This window comes from Sagittula sp. P11 (assembly GCF_002814095.1).
In the GTDB taxonomy this organism is placed as follows: Bacteria; Pseudomonadota; Alphaproteobacteria; order Rhodobacterales; family Rhodobacteraceae; genus Sagittula.
This window is the reverse complement of sequence record NZ_CP021913.1, coordinates 3,247,957-3,265,444: the sequence shown is the minus strand read 5'-3', so window position 1 is coordinate 3,265,444 and position 17,488 is coordinate 3,247,957. Positions and strand designations below refer to the sequence as shown.

The following is a 17,488-nucleotide window of genomic DNA, read 5'->3' as shown; positions in this document are numbered from 1 at the left end:
AGCCATGAGTGGACCCCGTTACCCCGACCTGATCGCCGACCTTCCCGCAACCGTGCCGTTCGTTGGCCCCGAGGCGCTGGAACGCCAGCGCGGTGCGCCGTTCCGGGCGCGTCTGGGCGCCAATGAAAGCGTGTTCGGCCCCTCGCCCTTCGCCATCGCGGCGATGCAGGACGAGGCGGTGGAGATCTGGAAATACGCCGATTCGAGCCATCTGGACCTGAAGGGCGCGCTCTCCGAGCAGATGGGCGTGACGCCTGCGAACATCGTGCTGGGCTCCGGCATCGACGGGCTTCTGGGGAATTTCGTGCGGCTGCTGGTGGCACCGGGCGATGCGGTCGTGACCTCGGACGGGGCCTATCCGACCTTCAACTACCATGTCGCGGGTTATGGCGGCGTCTTGCACAAGGTCCCCTTCGTCAAGGACCGCGAGGACCCGGCGGCGCTGTTCGCCAAGGCCGCGGAGGTCGACGCAAAGATCGTCTACCTGTCGAACCCCGACAACCCGATGGGCACCTTCCACAAGGGCAGCGAGATCGTCTCGGCGCTCGACCACCTGCCCGACGGCTGCGTGCTGGCGCTGGACGAGGCCTATATCGAGTTCGCGCCGGACGGCACCTCGCCGGATCTCGACCCCGAGGACCCGCGCGTGATTCGCTTCCGCACCTTTTCGAAAGCGCATGGCATGGCCGGGGCGCGCATCGGCTACGCGGTGGGCGCGCAGGGGCTGATCAAGGCCTTCGACAAGATCCGCAACCATTTCGGCATGTCGCGCCTGTCGCTGGCGGGCGCGCTGGCGGCGCTGCAGGACAAGGCCTGGCTGGGCGACGTGCTGCGGCTGGTGGACGAGTCGAAAACGCGCATCACCCGCATCGCGGAGGCCAACGGGCTGAGCACCCTGCCCTCCGGCACGAACTTCGTCGCGGTGGATTGCGGCAGCGACGGCGCCTTTGCCCGTGCGGTGCTGGCCGCGCTGGCGGAGGACGGCGTGTTCGTCCGGATGCCCTTCGTGGCGCCGCAGGACCGCTGCATCCGCATCACCGCCGGCCGCCCGGAGGACATGGACATCCTCGAAGAGGCGCTGCCCAAGGCACTGGCGCGGGCGCGCAACGGCTGACCGTCCCTGCCCGCGTTAACGCAGGGTTTACCAAATTCACGCAGAGTGGACGGGACTCCTGCGGCAGATGCGCTAGGCTTTGGTCAACGGCACCCCGACAGGGTGCGGGATCAGGGCCCGGAGCCGCCGCCATGCAGAACCATCATCCGCAACCGGTCGAGGATTACATGACCGCCAACATGATCCTGCTCTTCGTGAACCTGCTCTGGATCCTCGTCGCGATCTGGTCCGTCTGGGGGCTTGCCCCGGTGATCCTGATCGCGGCCATCCTGAACCACCTCATCACCCGGCTGGACCAGGCGCGCCGCCGCAGGGACGCCGGGATCGAGCCGCCCTCGGCCAACACCGACAAGGCCTGAGCGGGGCGGCGCGCACAGCGCATCCCGATTTCATTGATCAGTCCGTAGAGCCGAAGCTTGGCGCTTTCGCGGCCAGCGTCCGGTGCCCTGGGCGGGCCCCGCCGGGGGGGCCGTTCCGGTGCGTGCCATCCCGAGGGCGGGGCACGAAGGCCCCGGCCGAGACGACCTGTGCGCCGCAGGCGCTCCGCCTCATTGACGGTGGCGCGCCCGCTTTGGTCAGCCGGCGGCCAGCACCTCTGCCGCCTGCGCCACGCCGCCGGGGGTGTGCGGGATCTTCAGCACCTTCAGCCCGGTCTCGATCACGCCCAGCGTACCCAGCATCATGTGCGCGTTGATGTGGCCCATGTGGCCGATGCGGAAATAGCCAGACGCGGTGGGGTCGTCCGGGTCGGTCACGCCGAGGCCAACGCCCAGCGTCACCCCCGCCTCTTCCGAGGACCATTTGCGCAGCCGGTCGGCGTTGCCCTTGCCGATCGCCATGGCCGTCACCGCGTGCGAGCGGTGCGCGGGGTCGGCGATGTTCAGCTTGAAGGGGCCGTCCTGTCCCCAATGTTCCACCGCGGCCCAGAGCGCGGCGGCCAGCCGTGCGTGGCGGTTCCAGATCGCCTCCATCCCCTCGGCGCGGATCATGTCGAGCGCGGCGCGCAGGCCATAGAGGTGGTGCGTCGGCGCGGTGCCGCCGAAGTACTGGTAGAACATCTCGGGCTCGGCGCGCTGCGTCCAGTCCCAGTAGTTGGTGACCCGGGGCATGGCGGCGCGCACCGCCTTGGCCTTGTCGTTGAAGAACACGAAGGCCATGCCCGGCGGTACCATCAGCCCCTTCTGCGAGCCGGTGATCGCCACGTCGGCGCCCCAGTCGTCCATGCGGAACTCGTCGCAGGCCATCGAGGCCACGCAGTCCGCCATCAGCAGCGCGGGGTGCCCTTCCTCGTCCAGCACCCTGCGCAGCGCGGCGATGTCGGAGCGGACCGACGAAGAGGTGTCGGTGTGCACCGCCAGCACGGCCTTGATCTTCTGGCCCTTGTCGGCGCGGAGGGCTTCACGCACCAGTTCCGGGTCGATGGGACGCTGGCGGCCGTGGTCGATCAGGTCGACCTCGATCCCGAGGCCGCGCGCCACCTCGGCCCAGCCGAGGCCGAAGCGGCCGCAGGCGGGCACCAGCACGGTTTCGCCCGGTGCCACCACGTTCGACAACGAGGCCTCCCACGCGCCGTGGCCGTTGCAGATGTACATGGCGACATGGCCCTTCGTGCCCGCCACGTAGCGCAGGTCGGGCACGAGGCTGTCGACCATGCCGTGCAGATCGCCCGAGTAGATGTCGGGCGCCGGGCGGTGCATCGCCTGCAGCACCGCGTCCGGCATCACCGAAGGGCCGGGAATCGCAACGTGGGCACGCCCCTGTGAAAGTGTCATCCGGTCCTCCATATTCCAGAACGGCGCGACCCTTCACCGCCTGCGCCGCGCCGTCAATACCCCCGGGCGCCGCAGGGCATGGGCCTGTTGCTGGACACCGGGGGGTTTGCCGCGTAAACGGCGACACTGACGCTTGGAACCTTCGATGCTGGCACGACTGCGCGACAAACTGGACAAGGCGGAACGTCGCCTGCGCCATTCCTTCGGCACCGACATCACGGATCCGAAGGCGCGGCGCTGGTCGACGCTGCATTTCCACCTGTTCGACCATGCCTTTCTGCGCATCCTGTGGACCAACTTCTTCGAGATCGCGCCGGGGGTGTACCGGTCGAACCAGCCCACGCACGGCCGGTTCGAGCGTTATGCGAAGATGGGGATAAAGACGGTCATCAACCTGCGCGGCCCGGACAAGCGGGCGCAGTACCTTTTCGAGAAGGAAAGCTGCGAGGCGCTGGGGCTGACGCTGGTCGATGCGAAGCTCTGGGCGCGCACGGCGGCGCCGCGCAGCAAGATCGTGGCGGTGATCGACGCCCTGCGCGCCGCCGAGAAACCGATGATGTTCCACTGCAAGTCCGGTGCGGACCGCGCGGGCTTCGTCGCCGCGATGTACCTGCTGATCTTCGAGGACGCGCCGATCGAGGTCGCGCAGAAGCAGCTTGGCCTGAAGTACATCCACCTCGACTTCACCAAGACCGGCGTGCAGGACTACATCCTGCGGGTTTATGGCGCACGTCTGGCGCTGGGACAGATCGGTTTCGAGGAGTGGATCCGGCACGAATACCGCGCCAATCCCCTGCAGGAAGGCTGGGAGGCGCGCCAGCCCGAGGCCGAGGTCGCGCAGCGCCTGATGACGGAGCGCGACGCATGAGCGAGGAAGCCCCGATACAGACCCCGCCCACGCGGCTTCTGGGCTGGTTGTGGAAGCGTTACCTCCGGAAGTACTGGAAACTCCTGACCGTCGCGCTGGTGTTCATGGCGCTCGAAAGCTCCATGACCGCGGGTTTCGCGGTGATGATGGAGCCGCTCTTCGACGACGTGTTCTCGACCGACGACCGCGGCGCATTGCTGCGCGTGGGGCTGATCGTGCTGGCGCTGTTCTTCTTCCGCGCCGTGTCGAGCGTGGCGCAGAAGGTGGTGCTGAACCGTGCCGCGCAGCGCAGCATGGCCGACATCCGGCAGGACATGCTGGAGCATCTGATGCGGCTCGACGTGTCCTATCACAACGAGGTCGGCCCGGGGCACCTGATCCAGCGGGTCGAGGGCGACGTGGGCGCCATCGCCAAGGTCTGGAGCACGGTGCTGACCGGCGCCGGGCGCGACGCGCTGACCTTCATCTGGCTCTTCGGCGTGGCGATGTGGACGGACTGGCAGTGGACGCTGATCGCGCTGATCGGTGCGCCGCTGATGATCGCGCCGGGCGCCCTGCTCCAGCGTTTCGTGCGCAACAACGCCCGCTGGGTGCGCAACATCGCCGCCGGTCAGTCGACCCGGCTGAACGAGGTCTTCCACGGCATCACCCCGGTGAAGCTGAACCAGCTCGAAACCTATCAGGCCAAGAGCTACCGCAAGCTGGCCAAGAAGCGCATCCTGGGCGAGACGCGCTCGGTCGCCGGTCAGGCGCTGATGCCGTCGCTGATCGACATCATGTCGGGCATCGGCTTCTTCGGCATCCTGTATTTCGCGGGCCGCGAGATCCAGGACGGCGGCAAGACCATCGGCGAGTTCATGACCTTCTTCACCGCCATCGGCATGATGTTCGATCCGCTGCGCCGCCTCGGCGCGATCAGCGGGTCCTGGCAGGTCGCCGCCGCCAGCATCGAACGGGTGATCGAGGTGATGCACACCGAGCCCGCGCTGAAGGACCCGGAGCATCCGCTGCCGGCGCCCACGGGCACCCCGCGCATCGACCTGCGCGACGTGCGCCTGTCCTACGGCGACAGCAAGGTGCTGCGCGGCGTGACCTTCAGCGCCGAGCCGGGCAAGACGACGGCGCTGGTCGGCGCATCGGGGGCGGGCAAATCCACCATCTTCCACCTGCTGACCCGGCTGGTCGATCCGCAGGAGGGCGCGGTCACCATCGGCGGAACCGAGGTCTCGGCCATGCGGCTGGCGGACCTGCGCGGCATGATCTCGACCGTCAGCCAGGAGGCGCTGCTGTTCGACGAGACGCTGCGCTCCAACATCGTGCTGGACCGCAAGGTGACCGAAGAGCAGTTGCAGGCCGCGCTGAAGGCCGCGCATGTGCAGGACTTCCTGCCGCGGCTGGCAAACGGGCTGGACACGCGGGTCGGGCCGCGCGGATCGACGCTTTCGGGCGGGCAGCGGCAGCGGGTGGCCATCGCGCGGGCGGTACTGCGCGACACGCCGGTGCTGCTGCTGGACGAGGCGACAAGCGCGCTCGACACCCAGTCGGAGGCCATCGTGCAGGCGGCGCTGGAGGAACTGGCGGTCGGGCGGACGACCATCGTGATCGCCCACCGGCTGTCCACCGTGCGCAACGCCGACAAGATCGTGGTGATGGACGCGGGCCGGGTTGTCGAGGAAGGCACCCATGACGCGCTGCTGGAAAAGGGCGGCGCCTATGCCGCGCTCTACCGGATGCAGTTCGAGACGCGGAAGGCCGGGGACGCCGCCGACGCGGACGAAGGGGCTTCTGCCACCGGAACGGCCTGAGAGGCGCGCTGTGGCCTCTCACGGGGTCTTGTGCTGACTTGGTGCCTACTTGCCCATTCAGTCCCCGATCAGCGCCCGTGCTGCGCTTGTGGGGCGGGCCTGACGTCAGCTCCGGTAGCGGCGTGCCAGCGTCTCCGGATCGGCACCGGCGAGGTAGCGGGTCAGTGTCGAGAGGTTGCGCCCGCCGCGCACGATCCACCCCTGCCTGCGATACCGCTCTGCCGATGTGGTGGCGATGACGTCCAGCGGCTTCAGCTGACCCTTCAGCGCGCGGGCGAGGGCCACGTCCTCCATCAGCGGGATGTCCGGGTAGCCGCCGACCTCGTCGTAGAGCGCCTTCGGCAGCAGCAGGCCCTGATCGCCGTAGGGCAGGCCGAAACTCCGCGCCCGCAGGTTGGCCCATCCCGCGACGACGCGCGGCGCGAGGCCCGTGGCGTCGAAGCGCAGGGTGAAATAGCCCGCCTGCCCGTGGCGGATGGCCTCGGCCGCGGGGCGGGTCCAGCCCTGCCCCAGCACGGTGTCGGCGTGCAGCACCATCAGCCAGTCCGCCCGCGCCCGGACCGCGCCGCGGCGCAACTGCCCGCCGCGCGAGGCCGGGCCGGTCACGATCGTGGCGCCCGCCGCATCGGCGATGTCCAGCGTCGCATCGGTGGAGCCGCCGTCGCTGACGATCAGTTCGCGGATCAGCCCTTCGGTCAGCCCCTCGCCCAGCGACGCCAGAGCGCGGGGCATGTCGGCCGCCGCGTTCAGGGTTGGCATCAGGACGGTGATCGGAGCGGGCATGTCTGTCATCTCTGGCTTCGCGGGTCTATATGACACCCTGAAGCCAGAGGTGAAAGAATAGACATGACGCAAGAGAGCCGAACCGTCCTGAGGGTCCACGGCGCCAAGGCGCGGGAGTTCCTTCAGGGACTGGTGACAAACGACGTTGAGCGGCTGGACGAGGGGCTGGTCTATGCCGCCCTGCTGACGCCGCAGGGCAAGTACCGCGCCGATTTCTTCCTCGTCCCCGATGGCGAGGATGTCCTGATCGACGTGGAGGTGGCGCTGACGGTCAGCCTGATGCAGGCGCTGAGCATGTACAAGCTGCGCACGCCGGTGGAGATCACCGAGACCGACCTCGTGGTGACACGCGGCACGGGCACCCCGCCCGAGGGCGCCTTTGCCGATCCGCGCGATCCTCGGCTGGGCTGGCGCGGCTATGCCGGGCAACCCGCCGGCGAGGCCGACTGGGACGCGCTGCGCGTCGCCGCCTGCGTGCCGCGCGCCGGGGTGGAGCTGACACCGGACACCTTCATCCTGGAAGCCGGGTTCGAACGCCTGAACGGCGTCGATTTCAAGAAGGGCTGCTATGTCGGGCAGGAGGTCACCGCCCGGATGAAGCACAAGACGGAGCTGCGCAAGGGACTGGCGCGGGTCGCCATCGACGGCCACGCGCCGGTCGGCACGACGATCGTCAGCAACGGCAAGGAGGCGGGCACGCTGTTCACCCAAGCGGGCAACGAGGCCATCGCCTACCTGCGCTTCGACCGCGCCGGAGAGGACATGATGGCGGGCGACGTCCATGTGTCGATGGTCGGCTAGGTGATCCCCGGCCCCTACCTTGCCGCGACGTTCGAGACCCGTGTCACGGCGGTCCGCCACCTGCACGGCGGCGACCTGTCCGAGGTGGCCCGCGTCGACCTGGCCGACGGCCGCCGCATGGCGGTCAAGGTCGGCGCCAACGTGGCCGTCGAGGCGCGGATGCTGCAGGCCATGGACCGCACCGGCGCGCCGGTGCCGCGCGTGCTGTTCCAGGGCCGCGACATCCTCTGCCTCGAATGGCTGGAGGAAAGCCCCGCCACCGATGCCGGCTGGCACGCGCTGGGACGGGGGCTGCGGCGGCTGCACGCCACCGCGGGCCGCAGCACGGGATGGCCGGAGGGCTACGCCTTCGGGGCGCTGAGGCTCGACATGACGCCGCGCCCGGACTGGCCGTCGTTCTGGTGCGAGGCGCGGCTGCTGCCGTTCCTGCCGCACCTGCCCGCCGCCCTCGCCCGGCGGGTGGAGACGCTGGCCGGCGCCCTGCCCGACCGGCTGGAGGACGTGACGCCGATGCTGCTGCACGGCGACCTCTGGAGCGGCAACGCGCTGTTCTCCGGCGATCGGGCGTGGCTGATCGACCCGGCCTGCTACTTCGGCGACCCGGAGGTGGACATTGCCATGCTGCACCTGTTCGGCAAGCCGGGCCCGTCCTTTCACGACGGCTATGGCGAGTTGCGCCGCGGGCACGAGGCACGCCGCCCGATCTACCAATTGTTCCCCGCGCTGGTGCACCTGCACCTTTTCGGCGGCAGCTACTTCGGTCTGGTGGAGCGCCTGCTGACACTGGCGCGCGTCTAGGCACCGATCCGGGCGGGCGCTGCGCATTTGTCGAAGGACTGCACCGACAGCCTGGCCCCGTGGCGCTGCATCAGCGCGGCGGAAGCGGCGTTGAAGGCATGCACCCGCACCGTCCAGCCGCGCGCCCCTGCCCCTGCGCTGTCCCGCTCGAACCGGTCGATGAGCCGCGAGGCCAGGCCCCGGCGCCGCCAGATCGGTTCCACCCAGATGTGATCCAGAAGGGCCGTGCGGCGGGGGCGTTCCAGCGCGGCGACGCCCTCGGGCAGCATCTGCCACTTGAGGTAGCCGCGCGCCACGCCTTCGGTGCGGTAGACGAGGAACCGGCTCCCGGCGTGCCAGGCGCCCTGCAGAACCTCGTGCAGGTCCGCGTCGCTGGCGGCATCGTGGAAGCGGTCGGGCACGTGGACCGCGTGCAGGTCGTTGAGGGACCGGAAGAGCGGCACAAGCCCGCCCAGGTCGCTCTGCGTGGCTTCGGTAATCATGAAAAAGGCCTCCTTGGCTGTGAGAGCCGGAGGCCTTTTCTGTCTGTATATCGCCCCCGGCGGTTGCACGGGGGAATGGGTTCAGGCCGCGCGGGTTATGCGCGTTCCGAATACTCCATGGTCTCGGTGTTCACGACGATCTGCTCGCCGGTGCCGACGAAGGGGGGCACCGTCACGCGCACGCCGTTGTCGAGCAGCGCGGGCTTGAAGCTGTTGGCCGCGGTCTGGCCCTTCACCACCGGCTCGGTCTCTTCGATGGTGCAGATGACCTTCTGCGGCAGCGTGGCGTTCAGCGCCTCGGATTCGTGGAATTCCACGACGATGGTCATGCCGTCCTGCAGGAACGGGCGACGCTCGCCGAGGATGTCGGCGTCCAGCTCGACCTGCTCGAAGGTTTCCGTGTCCATGAAGGTCAGGCGGCCGTCGGTCTCGTAGAGGAACTGCATGTCCTTCTGTTCGAGGCGCACGCGCTCGACTTTGTCGGCGGACCGAAAGCGTTCGTTAAGTTTTGACCCGTTACGAAGGTTCTTGAGCTCGACCTGGGCGAAAGCGCCGCCCTTGCCGGGCTTTACGTGATCGACCTTCACAGCGGCCCAAAGATGGCCGTCATGCTCTAGAACATTGCCTGGACGGATCTCGTTACCGTTGATCTTGGGCATGGGAGCTTTTCCGTGTCGAAAGGTTGATGAAACTTCGACCGCTCCTATATCTGGCCCGTTGGTGGCTGGCAAGACAACGATATGTCGTGCTGCACTTGCAGCAGTCATGCGCCAGCCGCAATAGAGCTATGCTGTATCGGGGTATCCGAATCGGAACAGATAGGCCATAACCCGCGTTACGCCGAACACAAGAGCAATAATCAAAGGTCGCACTATGAAGGATTTCGTTGACGGCACCGCATTCAACGCCGAGCAAGGCAACCGTGCCCGCAAGCTGTTTGCGGCCGTGGTTCTCGCCGCTCTGGACGATGCGATTGCCGATGACAAGAAGTATGGCAACGGGCCGGAGCAGATCGCCCGCTGGGCGCGTTCGCGCGACGGGCGCGAAGTTCTGTCCTGTGCCGGGATCGACCCGAACGAGCGTGTCGTGAACGGGCTGATGGAGTTTGTCTCGAAGGGCGTTCGTACGTCCGTTGCGCTGTCGCGCGAAGAGAGCGAGCGTCGTCATGCCGCTCAGCAGGCCGAAGCTGCCTGAACCCAAACTGCTGCCAAGCTGAAAAAACCCGCTCTTCGGAGCGGGTTTTTCTTTTCAGAACAAGGATTTACGTTGCGTAGCCCTGATCGGGATCTCGCGGCGGACGGACGCGTGCGCGTCAGTCGAAGTCCTGTGTCATCATCACGCGATGGATTTCGCGGCGGACCAGCTTGCGCACGTTGCGGGTGATCCGCTCTCCGAGCACGCCCTGAAGTTCCTGGCGGACGATCTCCGACACCATGTCGCGCAGCATCGCCTCGTCCAGGTAGGGCGCGTCGTCGGACGCCTGCGCGACGGGCTGCGAGGTCTCTTCGTCGCGGTCGGCGTCGGCGCGCGGCGCCACGGCCTGACGTGCGCTGTCCCTGCGGGGCGCGTGGTCTTCCCAGTCGAGCATCGGCTCAGGCGGGCGGTGACGGAAGGCCGGGCCGGTGGCGGCGCGTGCGCTGCTTTCTTCCGGGTCGTCTGCCTGCTGTTTTTCCGGTTCCGGTGTCTCGTCCGCCAGATCGTCCCAGACGTCGATCTCGTCATCCGGGACAACGGAGAGCGTCGGGCGCATCGAAGCCGTCACGTCTGCGTGACTTTCGGCCCGGGCCGCGTCCTGATGGACGTCCCGCGCGGCGTCGGCATCCCACGAATCTGCCTCTTGCGACATCATGTGAACCAACGCTTCGGCCTCGTCGACGTGGTCGGAAAGGTCGTCGGTGGGGTCCTCTTCCTCCGGTCGGGCGGATGACGTTGCGTCATAGCCCGGCTCTGCGAGGGCGGTGTCCGCGTCGTTATCATCCTCGTCGGCATGGTCCGGTGTGGCCTGCTGCGCGTCCGTGGCGACAGGCGTGGCACTGTCGTCACGGCTGTTGATCAGCGCCTCCAGCGCGGCGATCTTCGCCTCCAGACCGCGGTCCATCGGGCCGAAGTCGGTGACGGCCTCTGCCTCTGCCAGCACGGCGGAGAGGTCGAGCGTGTCGTCCTCCGGCGTGTCCTGAACGTCCTGCAGCGCCTCAAGCGAGAGGGCCTCGTCGTCGTCCGCTGCGGGCTCGTCGACAGACGCGAGGGCGTCGAGGACCGCGTCAAGCTCGGCCTCGTCCGGTGCATCGGAGGGCTCTTCCTCGTCCTCGGGGGTGTCCAGCCCGACGGCGTCATGGTCGTAGCGCGACATCGGTTCAGACAGGCGGACGCGGGTCCAGTCGGCGATCTCCGCCACCGGATCGTCCTCCGCCTCTGCGGCGGTGTACCCGATGTCTTCGCTGTCTTCGGCGGCGACTCTGTCGTCCTTGCCGGCGCGCCCTGCCCTGTCGTCACCGGACCCGAAGACGCGGGCGACCTCCCGCTCGACCAGCCGGGCCAGGCGGCTTGGCTGTGACGGTTCGGGCGTCTCCGACGGATTGGTGAGAAGCATCGGTTCCGGCGCGGGCTGCGGCCTGGGCGGCGGGGCGTCCTGCACCCGCAGGGCCGGCGTCAGGACAAGCCGTTCGACGCGCTTCGCCTCTCTCGGGAGGGGGTGGCGCGGGCCACCGTCCTCGGAGACGAGTCGCCGAATCGAAGACAGGATATCCTCTATCTCTACGTTCGTGACGGGATCTGACATTATTCTACCACTCTGACCTCGTCACCAATGTACCCGCTTGCGCGAATTCGCACAACAGACCCGAAAAAGACTAGTCTTTTCCGAGGGCGCGGAGGACACGGTCCAGTTCCTGACCCTGCTTGCTGCGCGCCACGGGCGCGGTCTTGACGAGGTTGTAGTAGGCCGCCGGATCGAAGTGCGGCACGTCCAGCCGCAGCGCCTCCGCCGTCATCAGGCCAAGCGAGGCCAGAACGTCGTAGGCCGCCGAGAACTCCGAGATCTGGGCAGAGATCAGGTTGGCCCGCGCGTCGAGCAGTTCCTGTTCGGCGTCGAGCACGTCCAGCGTGGTGCGTGCGCCCAGCGTAGCCTCCTCGCGGACCCCGCGGAAGGCGGTCTCCGCGGCGCGGACCTGCTCTTCGAAGGAGGTCTTGTTGGCGCGGGCGACCCGCAGCGCGCTGTAGGCGACGCCGACCTGCTGTTCGATGGTAAGGCTGACGACATGCAGGTTGGCACGCGCCTGGTCACGCCCTGCCATGGCCTGACGCACCGCCGAGGCCAGCGCCCCGCCCTGGTAGATCGGCCCGCTGGCCTGCAGCGAGACCGACCCGCCGCGCGAGAAGTCGTCGTTGCCGAATTCCTCCGTCACGCCATAGGTGCCCTGCAGCGAGACGGACGGCTTCATTGCGCCCTTGGCGATAAGGATGTTCAGTTCCTGAACGGCCACGGCATATTGCGCGGCGTGCATGTCGGGGTGGCGCTGCAACGCCTGCCGCTTCGCTTCTTCCACGCTGGCGGGCAGCGAGGGCAGAGAGGTCGGCGTCACGAGGTTGCCGGGATCGCGGCCGACGACGGCGTGGAATTCCTCGCCCGCCTGGATCAGCGAACCTTCGGCGGCGGCCAGCGCGGCCACGGCGGCGGCGAGGCGCGCCTCTGCCAGCGCGACGTCGGTGCGGGTCACCTCGCCCACGTCGAAGCGGTCGCGCGCGGCGCGCACTTCCTGCCGGATGACGCGGACGTTGTTCTGACGGAGGCCGAGGGTCTGCGCGGATTCGCGGATCCCGAGGAAGGCCTTCGCCGCGCGCAGCAGGATGCTCTGTTCGGCGGAAAGCAGGTCGGCCCGCGTCGCAAGCACGGATTCCTTGGCCACGTCCAGGGCCAGACGGTTGCGGCCGCCGGCGTAGAGGACGATCTCGGCGGTGAGGCCCACGGTCGCGTCATGGGTGATGTTGCGCGAGGTCAGGCCGCTGGCGCCCGCGGTGCCGTACTGGCGCCGCACCGAACCGGACCAGTTCAGCACCGGGCGCAGAGAGGCGAGCGCCTGCGCCACATCCTCGTCGGCGGCGCGCAGCAGCGCGCGGTTCTGCTCCACAACGCCGCTGTGGATGTAGGTATAGGAGAGCGTCTCGGCCAGCGTTTCCGCCCAGCCTGCAGTGGCGGTCGCCACCGATACCGCTATCGCGGCCACCCCTCCGATACATGTCGCGCGCAGTCTGCTCAGCATAGCTGTCCCCAATCGCAAGTCCCGTCCCGGCTTCTCGTCCGGTTGTATCAGAGCGCGAACACTTCGTCCTTCGTGAACCCCGGCAGGACAGGCGCCGTGCCGTTGAACGCGAAGCGCCAGTTGATCGCGCCATCGTACTTGTGGCCCACCCGGACGGTGCCGAGCGCGCCTTCCATGAAGATGACCGCCATGCGGCCGCCTTCCTTGAGCTGGTCGCACAGCGTCTCCGGCAGCGTCTCCACCCCGCCCTCGACGATGATGACATCGTAGGGGCCGTGTTCGGCGGCACCGGCGTCCAGCGGACCCTCGTGCAGGATCACGTTGTCGGCGTGGTGCTCCGACAGGAGGGACTGCGCTTCGGAGGCGCGGGTGTCGTCATCCTCGACGGCGACGACCGCCTCGGCGATGCGGGCGATCACGGCGGCGGAGTAACCCAGCCCCGCACCCACGTCGAGCACGAGGTCGTCGTTGGAAATGTCGAGCGCGTCCAGCATCTTGGCAAAGACGCGCGGGTCCAGAAGCACGCGCCCGCCACCCAGCGGCACATGCTCGCTGACATAGGCGGCTTCGATCCGGTCACGCGGCACGAAGGCTTCGCGCGGGACGGTGAGCATCGCTTCGATGATCGGGAATTCGGTCACGTCGGAGGGACGCACCTGCGTGTCGACCATCATCCGGCGTCGTGTGGCAAAATCGCTCATGCACTAAACTCTTTCGTTCAGAGGCCTGAACTGCGTTGTGCCACATCCCGACCGGGGCGGCAATGTCTGAGCCGGTCAAACTTGGGTGTAGTGTTGCAACTGTCAGACGCCCCCGAGGAACGGACGCCCGGCAGGTCCGGCGCGCGCGGGGCCGCGCCGCGGCGGCAATCGGAAAGTCGACGGATAACCGCTTGACGTCCCCGGGCGGGGGCCCTAATCAGGCGAAACTCTGGCGAGTTGGCGGAGTGGTGACGCAGCGGATTGCAAATCCGTGTACACCGGTTCGATTCCGGTACTCGCCTCCACATAAAATCGTGATCCTATCGGACAGCGCCCTTCGGGGCGCCGATTTTTTGTGAGCAGTTTTCCATGTATTTGTCGTTTTCGGCCCGGATGGGCAGATGCCTGAGCGATCCTTCAGGCGTTTCGTATCATGCGTTTCGCGTCAGGCGGCTGCCGAGGAAGGCGCCGGCCTCTTCCAGGATCGGGTAGGCCGCGTAGGTGAAGGACGTGTTGATCTGCTTCAGCAGGCGCAGGCACTCCTGGTGCATGTTGGTGCTGGCCACGCTGTCCGATCTGCGGTCCTGAAGCCGTTGCAGGTGGCGCTCCTGCAGGCGCTGTTCCAGTCCCCGCATCTCGTCCTTCTGGGCCACGAGCTGCCGCGCGTCGTCGGGGTTGCCGGTGGTCAGCACGCCCATCGCAAGCTGGGCGTTCGAACAGACGACATCGTGCAGCCGTTCCAGATCGTTCAACCCCTCGCCGGAGAAGCTGACCGCCTTGCGGTGCATCTTGCGGGCGATGGCGAGCATGTTGACGGCGATGCGGTCGGCGGCCTCTTCCAACCCGTTGGCCACCGTCACCAGTTCGAGGGTCTGGCGCGACTGGCTGTCGGACAGGTCACCGGCGCGCAGGCGGGAGATGTAGAGCTTCGATTCGTAGTGCATCCGGTCGACCGCCTCTTCGAGCCGCAGGATGCGCGCCTCGGCCTCCGCGTCCCAGGCGCGGTAGAGCGGTTTCACCTGCACGAGCATCGCCTGCACCGTCTCGCCCATGCGCATCAGTTCGCGGCGGGCGCAGGCGATGCCGAGGCGGGGATCGGCCACGGCGTCGGGGTCGAGCGCGCTCAGGTCGTCCTGCAGCGCGTCGGGGTCCGAACGCACGACATGGGCGGACACGTTGAGGAAAAGGCCCGGCCACGGCAGCACGAGGAGGGTCAGGACAAGGTTGAAGAGGATGTGCAGCGTGACGGCGCGGGTCCCTTCCTCCAGCCCCGGGAAGAGCGCGGGCGTTTCGAGGAAGTAGAGCGCGAGGAGGCCCGCGACGGCGAGGCTCCCCCTTGCGAGGGTGTTGGCGGTGACGACCACGCGCACATCGCGGCCGGTGCCGGAAAGCAGCGTCATGGGGATGATCGCCCCGCCGAAGTTCGCGCCCAGCACGAGGGCGGCGGCCACCGGCGCCGTGGTCAGCCCGGTCGCGGCAAAACTGGCCACTGTCAGCACCGCGGCGAGGCTGGAGTGCATGGACCACGCCAGAAGCGCGCCCAGCACCCAGGCGCTGAGCAGGTCCCCGGCGAGATAGGCCGCGATGGCGCGCACGATGTCGTTGGCGGCAATGGGGGCCGTCGCGGCGCGGATCATGCCGAGCGCCAGCAGGATCAGCGCGAGGCCGATCAGCACCCGGCCCGCCTGTTTCAGGGCGTGGTTCTGCTTGCGGAAGTTCAGGATGACCCCGGCCAGCAACAGGACGGGGATCGCGCTCTGGATCGGCAGGAAGAGGACGCGCGCCATGAGGGCGGAGCCGAGCTCCGCACCGACGATCAGCACCAGCGCCGCCGCGGGGGCGATCGCGGCGGAGGCGATGAAGCCGCTGGCGATCAGGGTCACGGCGGTCCCGCTTTGCATCAGCATCGCCGCCAGCATACCGCCCATGGCCGCCGTCAGGCGGTTGCGGCACAGGTTGCGCAGGCCCTGCCGCACCTGGGACATGAAGGCACGCTCGATCCCCGTGCGGACCAGCCGGACCGCCCACAACAGCAGCGCCACGGCCGCCGACAGATGTATGAGGAAACCGATCACCGGTGCCCCTGCCCTTTCCACAATAGTCTTTTTGAATCGAGGTATTTGACCAAAGACGACCGCAAAGATGAGGCATATGCAACAAAAATGATTGTAAAACGAGTGCAAAGCCACAAACATGGCCGGGAAACGCGAGTCAGGACGCAACGTGGCAGTGACCGGCATCCAATCCCCGAAACCCGACACGGCGCCGTCGAGGCTGCGCAAGTCGGAGCGGCGTGAGCAGATCCTGCTGGAGTTGAAGCTGCGTCCGCACCTGCGGATTTCCGAGCTGGCGGAGCGCTTCAACGTCTCCACTGAAACCGTGCGGCGCGACTTCGACGCGCTGGCCGACGACGGGCTGGTGGCGCGGGCGCATGGCGGGGCGATGGCCACCGGCGCGGGGCATTACCCGGGGCTGGACGAACGCGCGCATGCCCGCATCGGGGAACGCGAACGCATCGGGCGGCGCGCCGCGGCGCTGGTCGAGGAGGGCGAGACGCTGATGGTCGACAGCGGGTCGACCACGATCCAGTTCGCCCGGGCGCTTGCCCTGCGCGGCACGACCTGCACCGTCATCACCAATTCGATCCCCGTGGCCATGACGCTGGCGCAGGGCCCGCAGCAGGTGCTGCTGTGTCCGGGGGAATACCTGCCCGCCGAAAGCGCCGTGGTGGGGACCGACACGCTCGACTACCTCGCGCGGTTCAACGTCGACCGCTGCATGATCGGCGCCTCGGGGCTGACGGAGGACGGCCCCTCGGAGAGCGTGCGGGGCTTTGCCGCCGTGAAGCGCGCCATGTTGGGCCGCGCCGCGCGGCGCCACCTGCTGATCGACGCGGAGAAATTCGGCAAACGGGGTCTGAACACGGTTGGAGGACCGGGAGACCTCGACAGCGTGATCGTGGATCGCGTGCCGGGGCCGGAGATTGCCGGGACACTGACGGCGGGAGGCGTCGAGTTCATCCTGGCGGACTGAAAACAACGCGGTGAAACTGCCGCACACAAGGGAGGAAAACACATGACACAGACACTCAGGCTGATGCTCGGCGCGTCGGTGGCGGCGCTGCTGGCCACGGCGGCACAGGCGCAGGACTGCCCGAAAGGCGACCTCGACGCGCGGTATTGCGATGCGGACGGCGACCTCGTGGCGGACGTGCCCACGGACGAAAGCCAGTGGATCGACCCGGACACGCTGGTGTTCGCCTACACGCCGGTGGAGGATCCCGCGGTCTACAAGACGGCATGGTCGGACTTCCTCGACCACCTCAAGGAAAAGACCGGCAAGGACGTGATCTTCTTCCCGGTGCAGAACAACGCCGCCCAGATCGAGGCGATGCGGTCGGGCCGCCTGCACATCTCGGGCTTCAACACCGGGTCGAACCCGCTGGCGGTGAACTGCGCGGGCTTCCGTCCCTTCACCATCATGGCGTCGGCGGACGGCAACTTCGGCTACGAGATGGAGATCATCACCCATCCCGAAAGCGGCATCGAGAGCGTCGAGGACATCAAGGGCAAGCAGATGGCCTTTACCTCGCCCACGTCGAACTCCGGCTTCAAGGCGCCCTCGGCGATCCTCAAGGCGGAATACGGCATGGAGGCGGAGACCGACTTCGAGCCAGTGTTCTCCGGCAAGCACGACAACTCCATCCTCGGCGTCGCCAACCAGGACTACCCGGCGGCGGCCATCGCCAACTCGGTCATGCACCGGATGCTGGACCGCGACGTGATCACCGAGGACCAGGTCAAGTCGATCTACAAGTCGCAGACTTTCCCGACGACCGGCTTCGGCGTGGTCTACAACCTCAAGCCCGAGCTTCAGGACCAGATCAGGGACGCGTTCTTCAGCTTCGACTGGGAGGGCACGTCCCTGCAGGAGGAGTTCTCCAAGTCCGACGAGGCCCAGTTCATCGAGATGAACTACAAGGACTTCTGGGAGGTGATCCGCAAGATCGACGCCGCAAACGGCGTGTCCTACGCCTGCGAATGATCCTGCCCCGATAGAAACCAACGGACAGGGCGCCCTTGCGTCCTGTCCCTGAACGGCTGGG

General features: G+C 67.7%; 17 protein-coding genes and 1 tRNA gene. 10 read left to right on the top strand and 8 right to left on the bottom strand.

The genetic code is table 11. The features are described from left to right. The first annotated feature begins 4 nt into the window (after window positions 1–4). On the top strand, window positions 5–1,114 hold the full coding sequence (locus tag CDO87_RS15820; RefSeq protein WP_100929670.1) for a pyridoxal phosphate-dependent aminotransferase: 1,110 nt from the start codon (window positions 5–7) through the stop codon (window positions 1,112–1,114). A 131-nt stretch (window positions 1,115–1,245) separates the two neighbouring features. Next, complete coding sequence (locus CDO87_RS15815; RefSeq protein WP_100929669.1) at window positions 1,246–1,473, top strand: histidinol phosphate aminotransferase; 228 nt, start codon at window positions 1,246–1,248, stop codon at window positions 1,471–1,473. A 216-nt stretch (window positions 1,474–1,689) separates the two neighbouring features. Here the strand turns inward: CDO87_RS15815 and CDO87_RS15810 are convergent, their stop codons facing one another. Beyond that, a complete protein-coding gene (locus CDO87_RS15810; protein WP_100930996.1) occupies window positions 1,690–2,886 on the bottom strand; it encodes an alanine--glyoxylate aminotransferase family protein in 1,197 nt (398 codons plus the stop codon). Window positions 2,887–3,031: 145 nt separating this feature from the next. Here CDO87_RS15810 and CDO87_RS15805 point away from each other — a divergent pair, with 145 nt between their 5' ends. After that, on the top strand, window positions 3,032–3,754 hold the full coding sequence (locus CDO87_RS15805) for a tyrosine-protein phosphatase (protein WP_100929668.1): 723 nt from the start codon (window positions 3,032–3,034) through the stop codon (window positions 3,752–3,754). Next, a complete protein-coding gene (locus CDO87_RS15800; RefSeq protein WP_198521736.1) occupies window positions 3,751–5,559 on the top strand; it encodes an ABC transporter ATP-binding protein in 1,809 nt (602 codons plus the stop codon). Before CDO87_RS15805 ends, CDO87_RS15800 begins: the two co-directional genes overlap by 4 nt. 105 nt (window positions 5,560–5,664) lie before the next feature. On the opposite strand, the gene CDO87_RS15795 is transcribed toward CDO87_RS15800, so the two are convergent. Continuing rightward, entirely contained in the window at window positions 5,665–6,342 is a 678-nt protein-coding gene (locus CDO87_RS15795) for a TIGR04283 family arsenosugar biosynthesis glycosyltransferase (protein WP_100929667.1), read from the bottom strand. Window positions 6,343–6,405: 63 nt separating this feature from the next. On the opposite strand from CDO87_RS15795, the gene CDO87_RS15790 reads away from it, so the two are divergent. Both CDO87_RS15790 and CDO87_RS15785 read left to right on the top strand, forming a co-directional pair. After that, complete coding sequence (locus tag CDO87_RS15790) at window positions 6,406–7,143, top strand: folate-binding protein YgfZ (protein ID WP_100929666.1); 738 nt, start codon at window positions 6,406–6,408, stop codon at window positions 7,141–7,143. Then, a complete protein-coding gene (locus CDO87_RS15785) occupies window positions 7,144–7,941 on the top strand; it encodes a fructosamine kinase family protein (RefSeq protein WP_100929665.1) in 798 nt (265 codons plus the stop codon). Here the strand turns inward: CDO87_RS15785 and CDO87_RS15780 are convergent. Both CDO87_RS15780 and efp read right to left on the bottom strand, forming a co-directional pair. Further along, window positions 7,938–8,423, bottom strand: coding sequence for a GNAT family N-acetyltransferase (locus CDO87_RS15780; RefSeq protein ID WP_100929664.1), 486 nt, complete (start codon window positions 8,421–8,423; stop codon window positions 7,938–7,940). The genes CDO87_RS15785 and CDO87_RS15780 overlap by 4 nt on opposite strands. Before the next feature lie 95 nt (window positions 8,424–8,518). Then, window positions 8,519–9,082 carry an elongation factor P gene (gene efp, locus CDO87_RS15775; RefSeq protein WP_100929663.1) on the bottom strand — a complete coding sequence of 188 codons (564 nt, stop codon included), beginning with the start codon at window positions 9,080–9,082 and terminating at the stop codon, window positions 8,519–8,521. Window positions 9,083–9,296: 214 nt separating this feature from the next. Here efp and CDO87_RS15770 point away from each other — a divergent pair, with 214 nt between their 5' ends. Further along, entirely contained in the window at window positions 9,297–9,617 is a 321-nt protein-coding gene (locus tag CDO87_RS15770; protein WP_005863737.1) for a DUF6280 family protein, read from the top strand. Between the two features lie 118 nt (window positions 9,618–9,735). Here CDO87_RS15770 and CDO87_RS15765 read toward each other — a convergent pair whose 3' ends face one another. The 3 genes from CDO87_RS15765 to CDO87_RS15755 all read right to left on the bottom strand — a co-directional run bounded on the left by CDO87_RS15765 (window position 9,736) and on the right by CDO87_RS15755 (window position 13,383). Then, window positions 9,736–11,202 (bottom strand): hypothetical protein, encoded by a 1,467-nt coding sequence (locus CDO87_RS15765; protein ID WP_157815013.1) that lies wholly within the window; start codon window positions 11,200–11,202, stop codon window positions 9,736–9,738. Window positions 11,203–11,272: 70 nt separating this feature from the next. Continuing rightward, window positions 11,273–12,682, bottom strand: coding sequence for a TolC family outer membrane protein (locus tag CDO87_RS15760; protein WP_254698159.1), 1,410 nt, complete (start codon window positions 12,680–12,682; stop codon window positions 11,273–11,275). Between the two features lie 47 nt (window positions 12,683–12,729). Further along, window positions 12,730–13,383, bottom strand: a complete 654-nt coding sequence (locus tag CDO87_RS15755) for a protein-L-isoaspartate O-methyltransferase (protein WP_100929660.1) — start codon at window positions 13,381–13,383, stop codon at window positions 12,730–12,732. A gap of 231 nt (window positions 13,384–13,614) precedes the next feature. Here CDO87_RS15755 and CDO87_RS15750 point away from each other — a divergent pair. Next, window positions 13,615–13,688: transfer RNA gene (locus CDO87_RS15750), tRNA-Cys, on the top strand. A gap of 126 nt (window positions 13,689–13,814) precedes the next feature. On the opposite strand, the gene CDO87_RS15745 is transcribed toward CDO87_RS15750, so the two are convergent. Then, window positions 13,815–15,458: a Na/Pi cotransporter family protein gene (locus CDO87_RS15745; protein WP_254698158.1), complete on the bottom strand. Its 1,644-nt coding sequence runs from the start codon at window positions 15,456–15,458 to the stop codon at window positions 13,815–13,817. A 148-nt stretch (window positions 15,459–15,606) separates the two neighbouring features. On the opposite strand from CDO87_RS15745, the gene CDO87_RS15740 reads away from it, so the two are divergent. After that, the gene (locus CDO87_RS15740; protein WP_308213896.1) at window positions 15,607–16,416 is read left to right on the top strand and encodes a DeoR/GlpR family DNA-binding transcription regulator; all 810 of its coding nucleotides are present in this window, start codon (window positions 15,607–15,609) and stop codon (window positions 16,414–16,416) included. A 42-nt stretch (window positions 16,417–16,458) separates the two neighbouring features. Beyond that, complete coding sequence (gene phnD, locus CDO87_RS15735; RefSeq protein ID WP_100929657.1) at window positions 16,459–17,427, top strand: phosphate/phosphite/phosphonate ABC transporter substrate-binding protein; 969 nt, start codon at window positions 16,459–16,461, stop codon at window positions 17,425–17,427. Window positions 17,428–17,488: the final 61 nt, after the last annotated feature.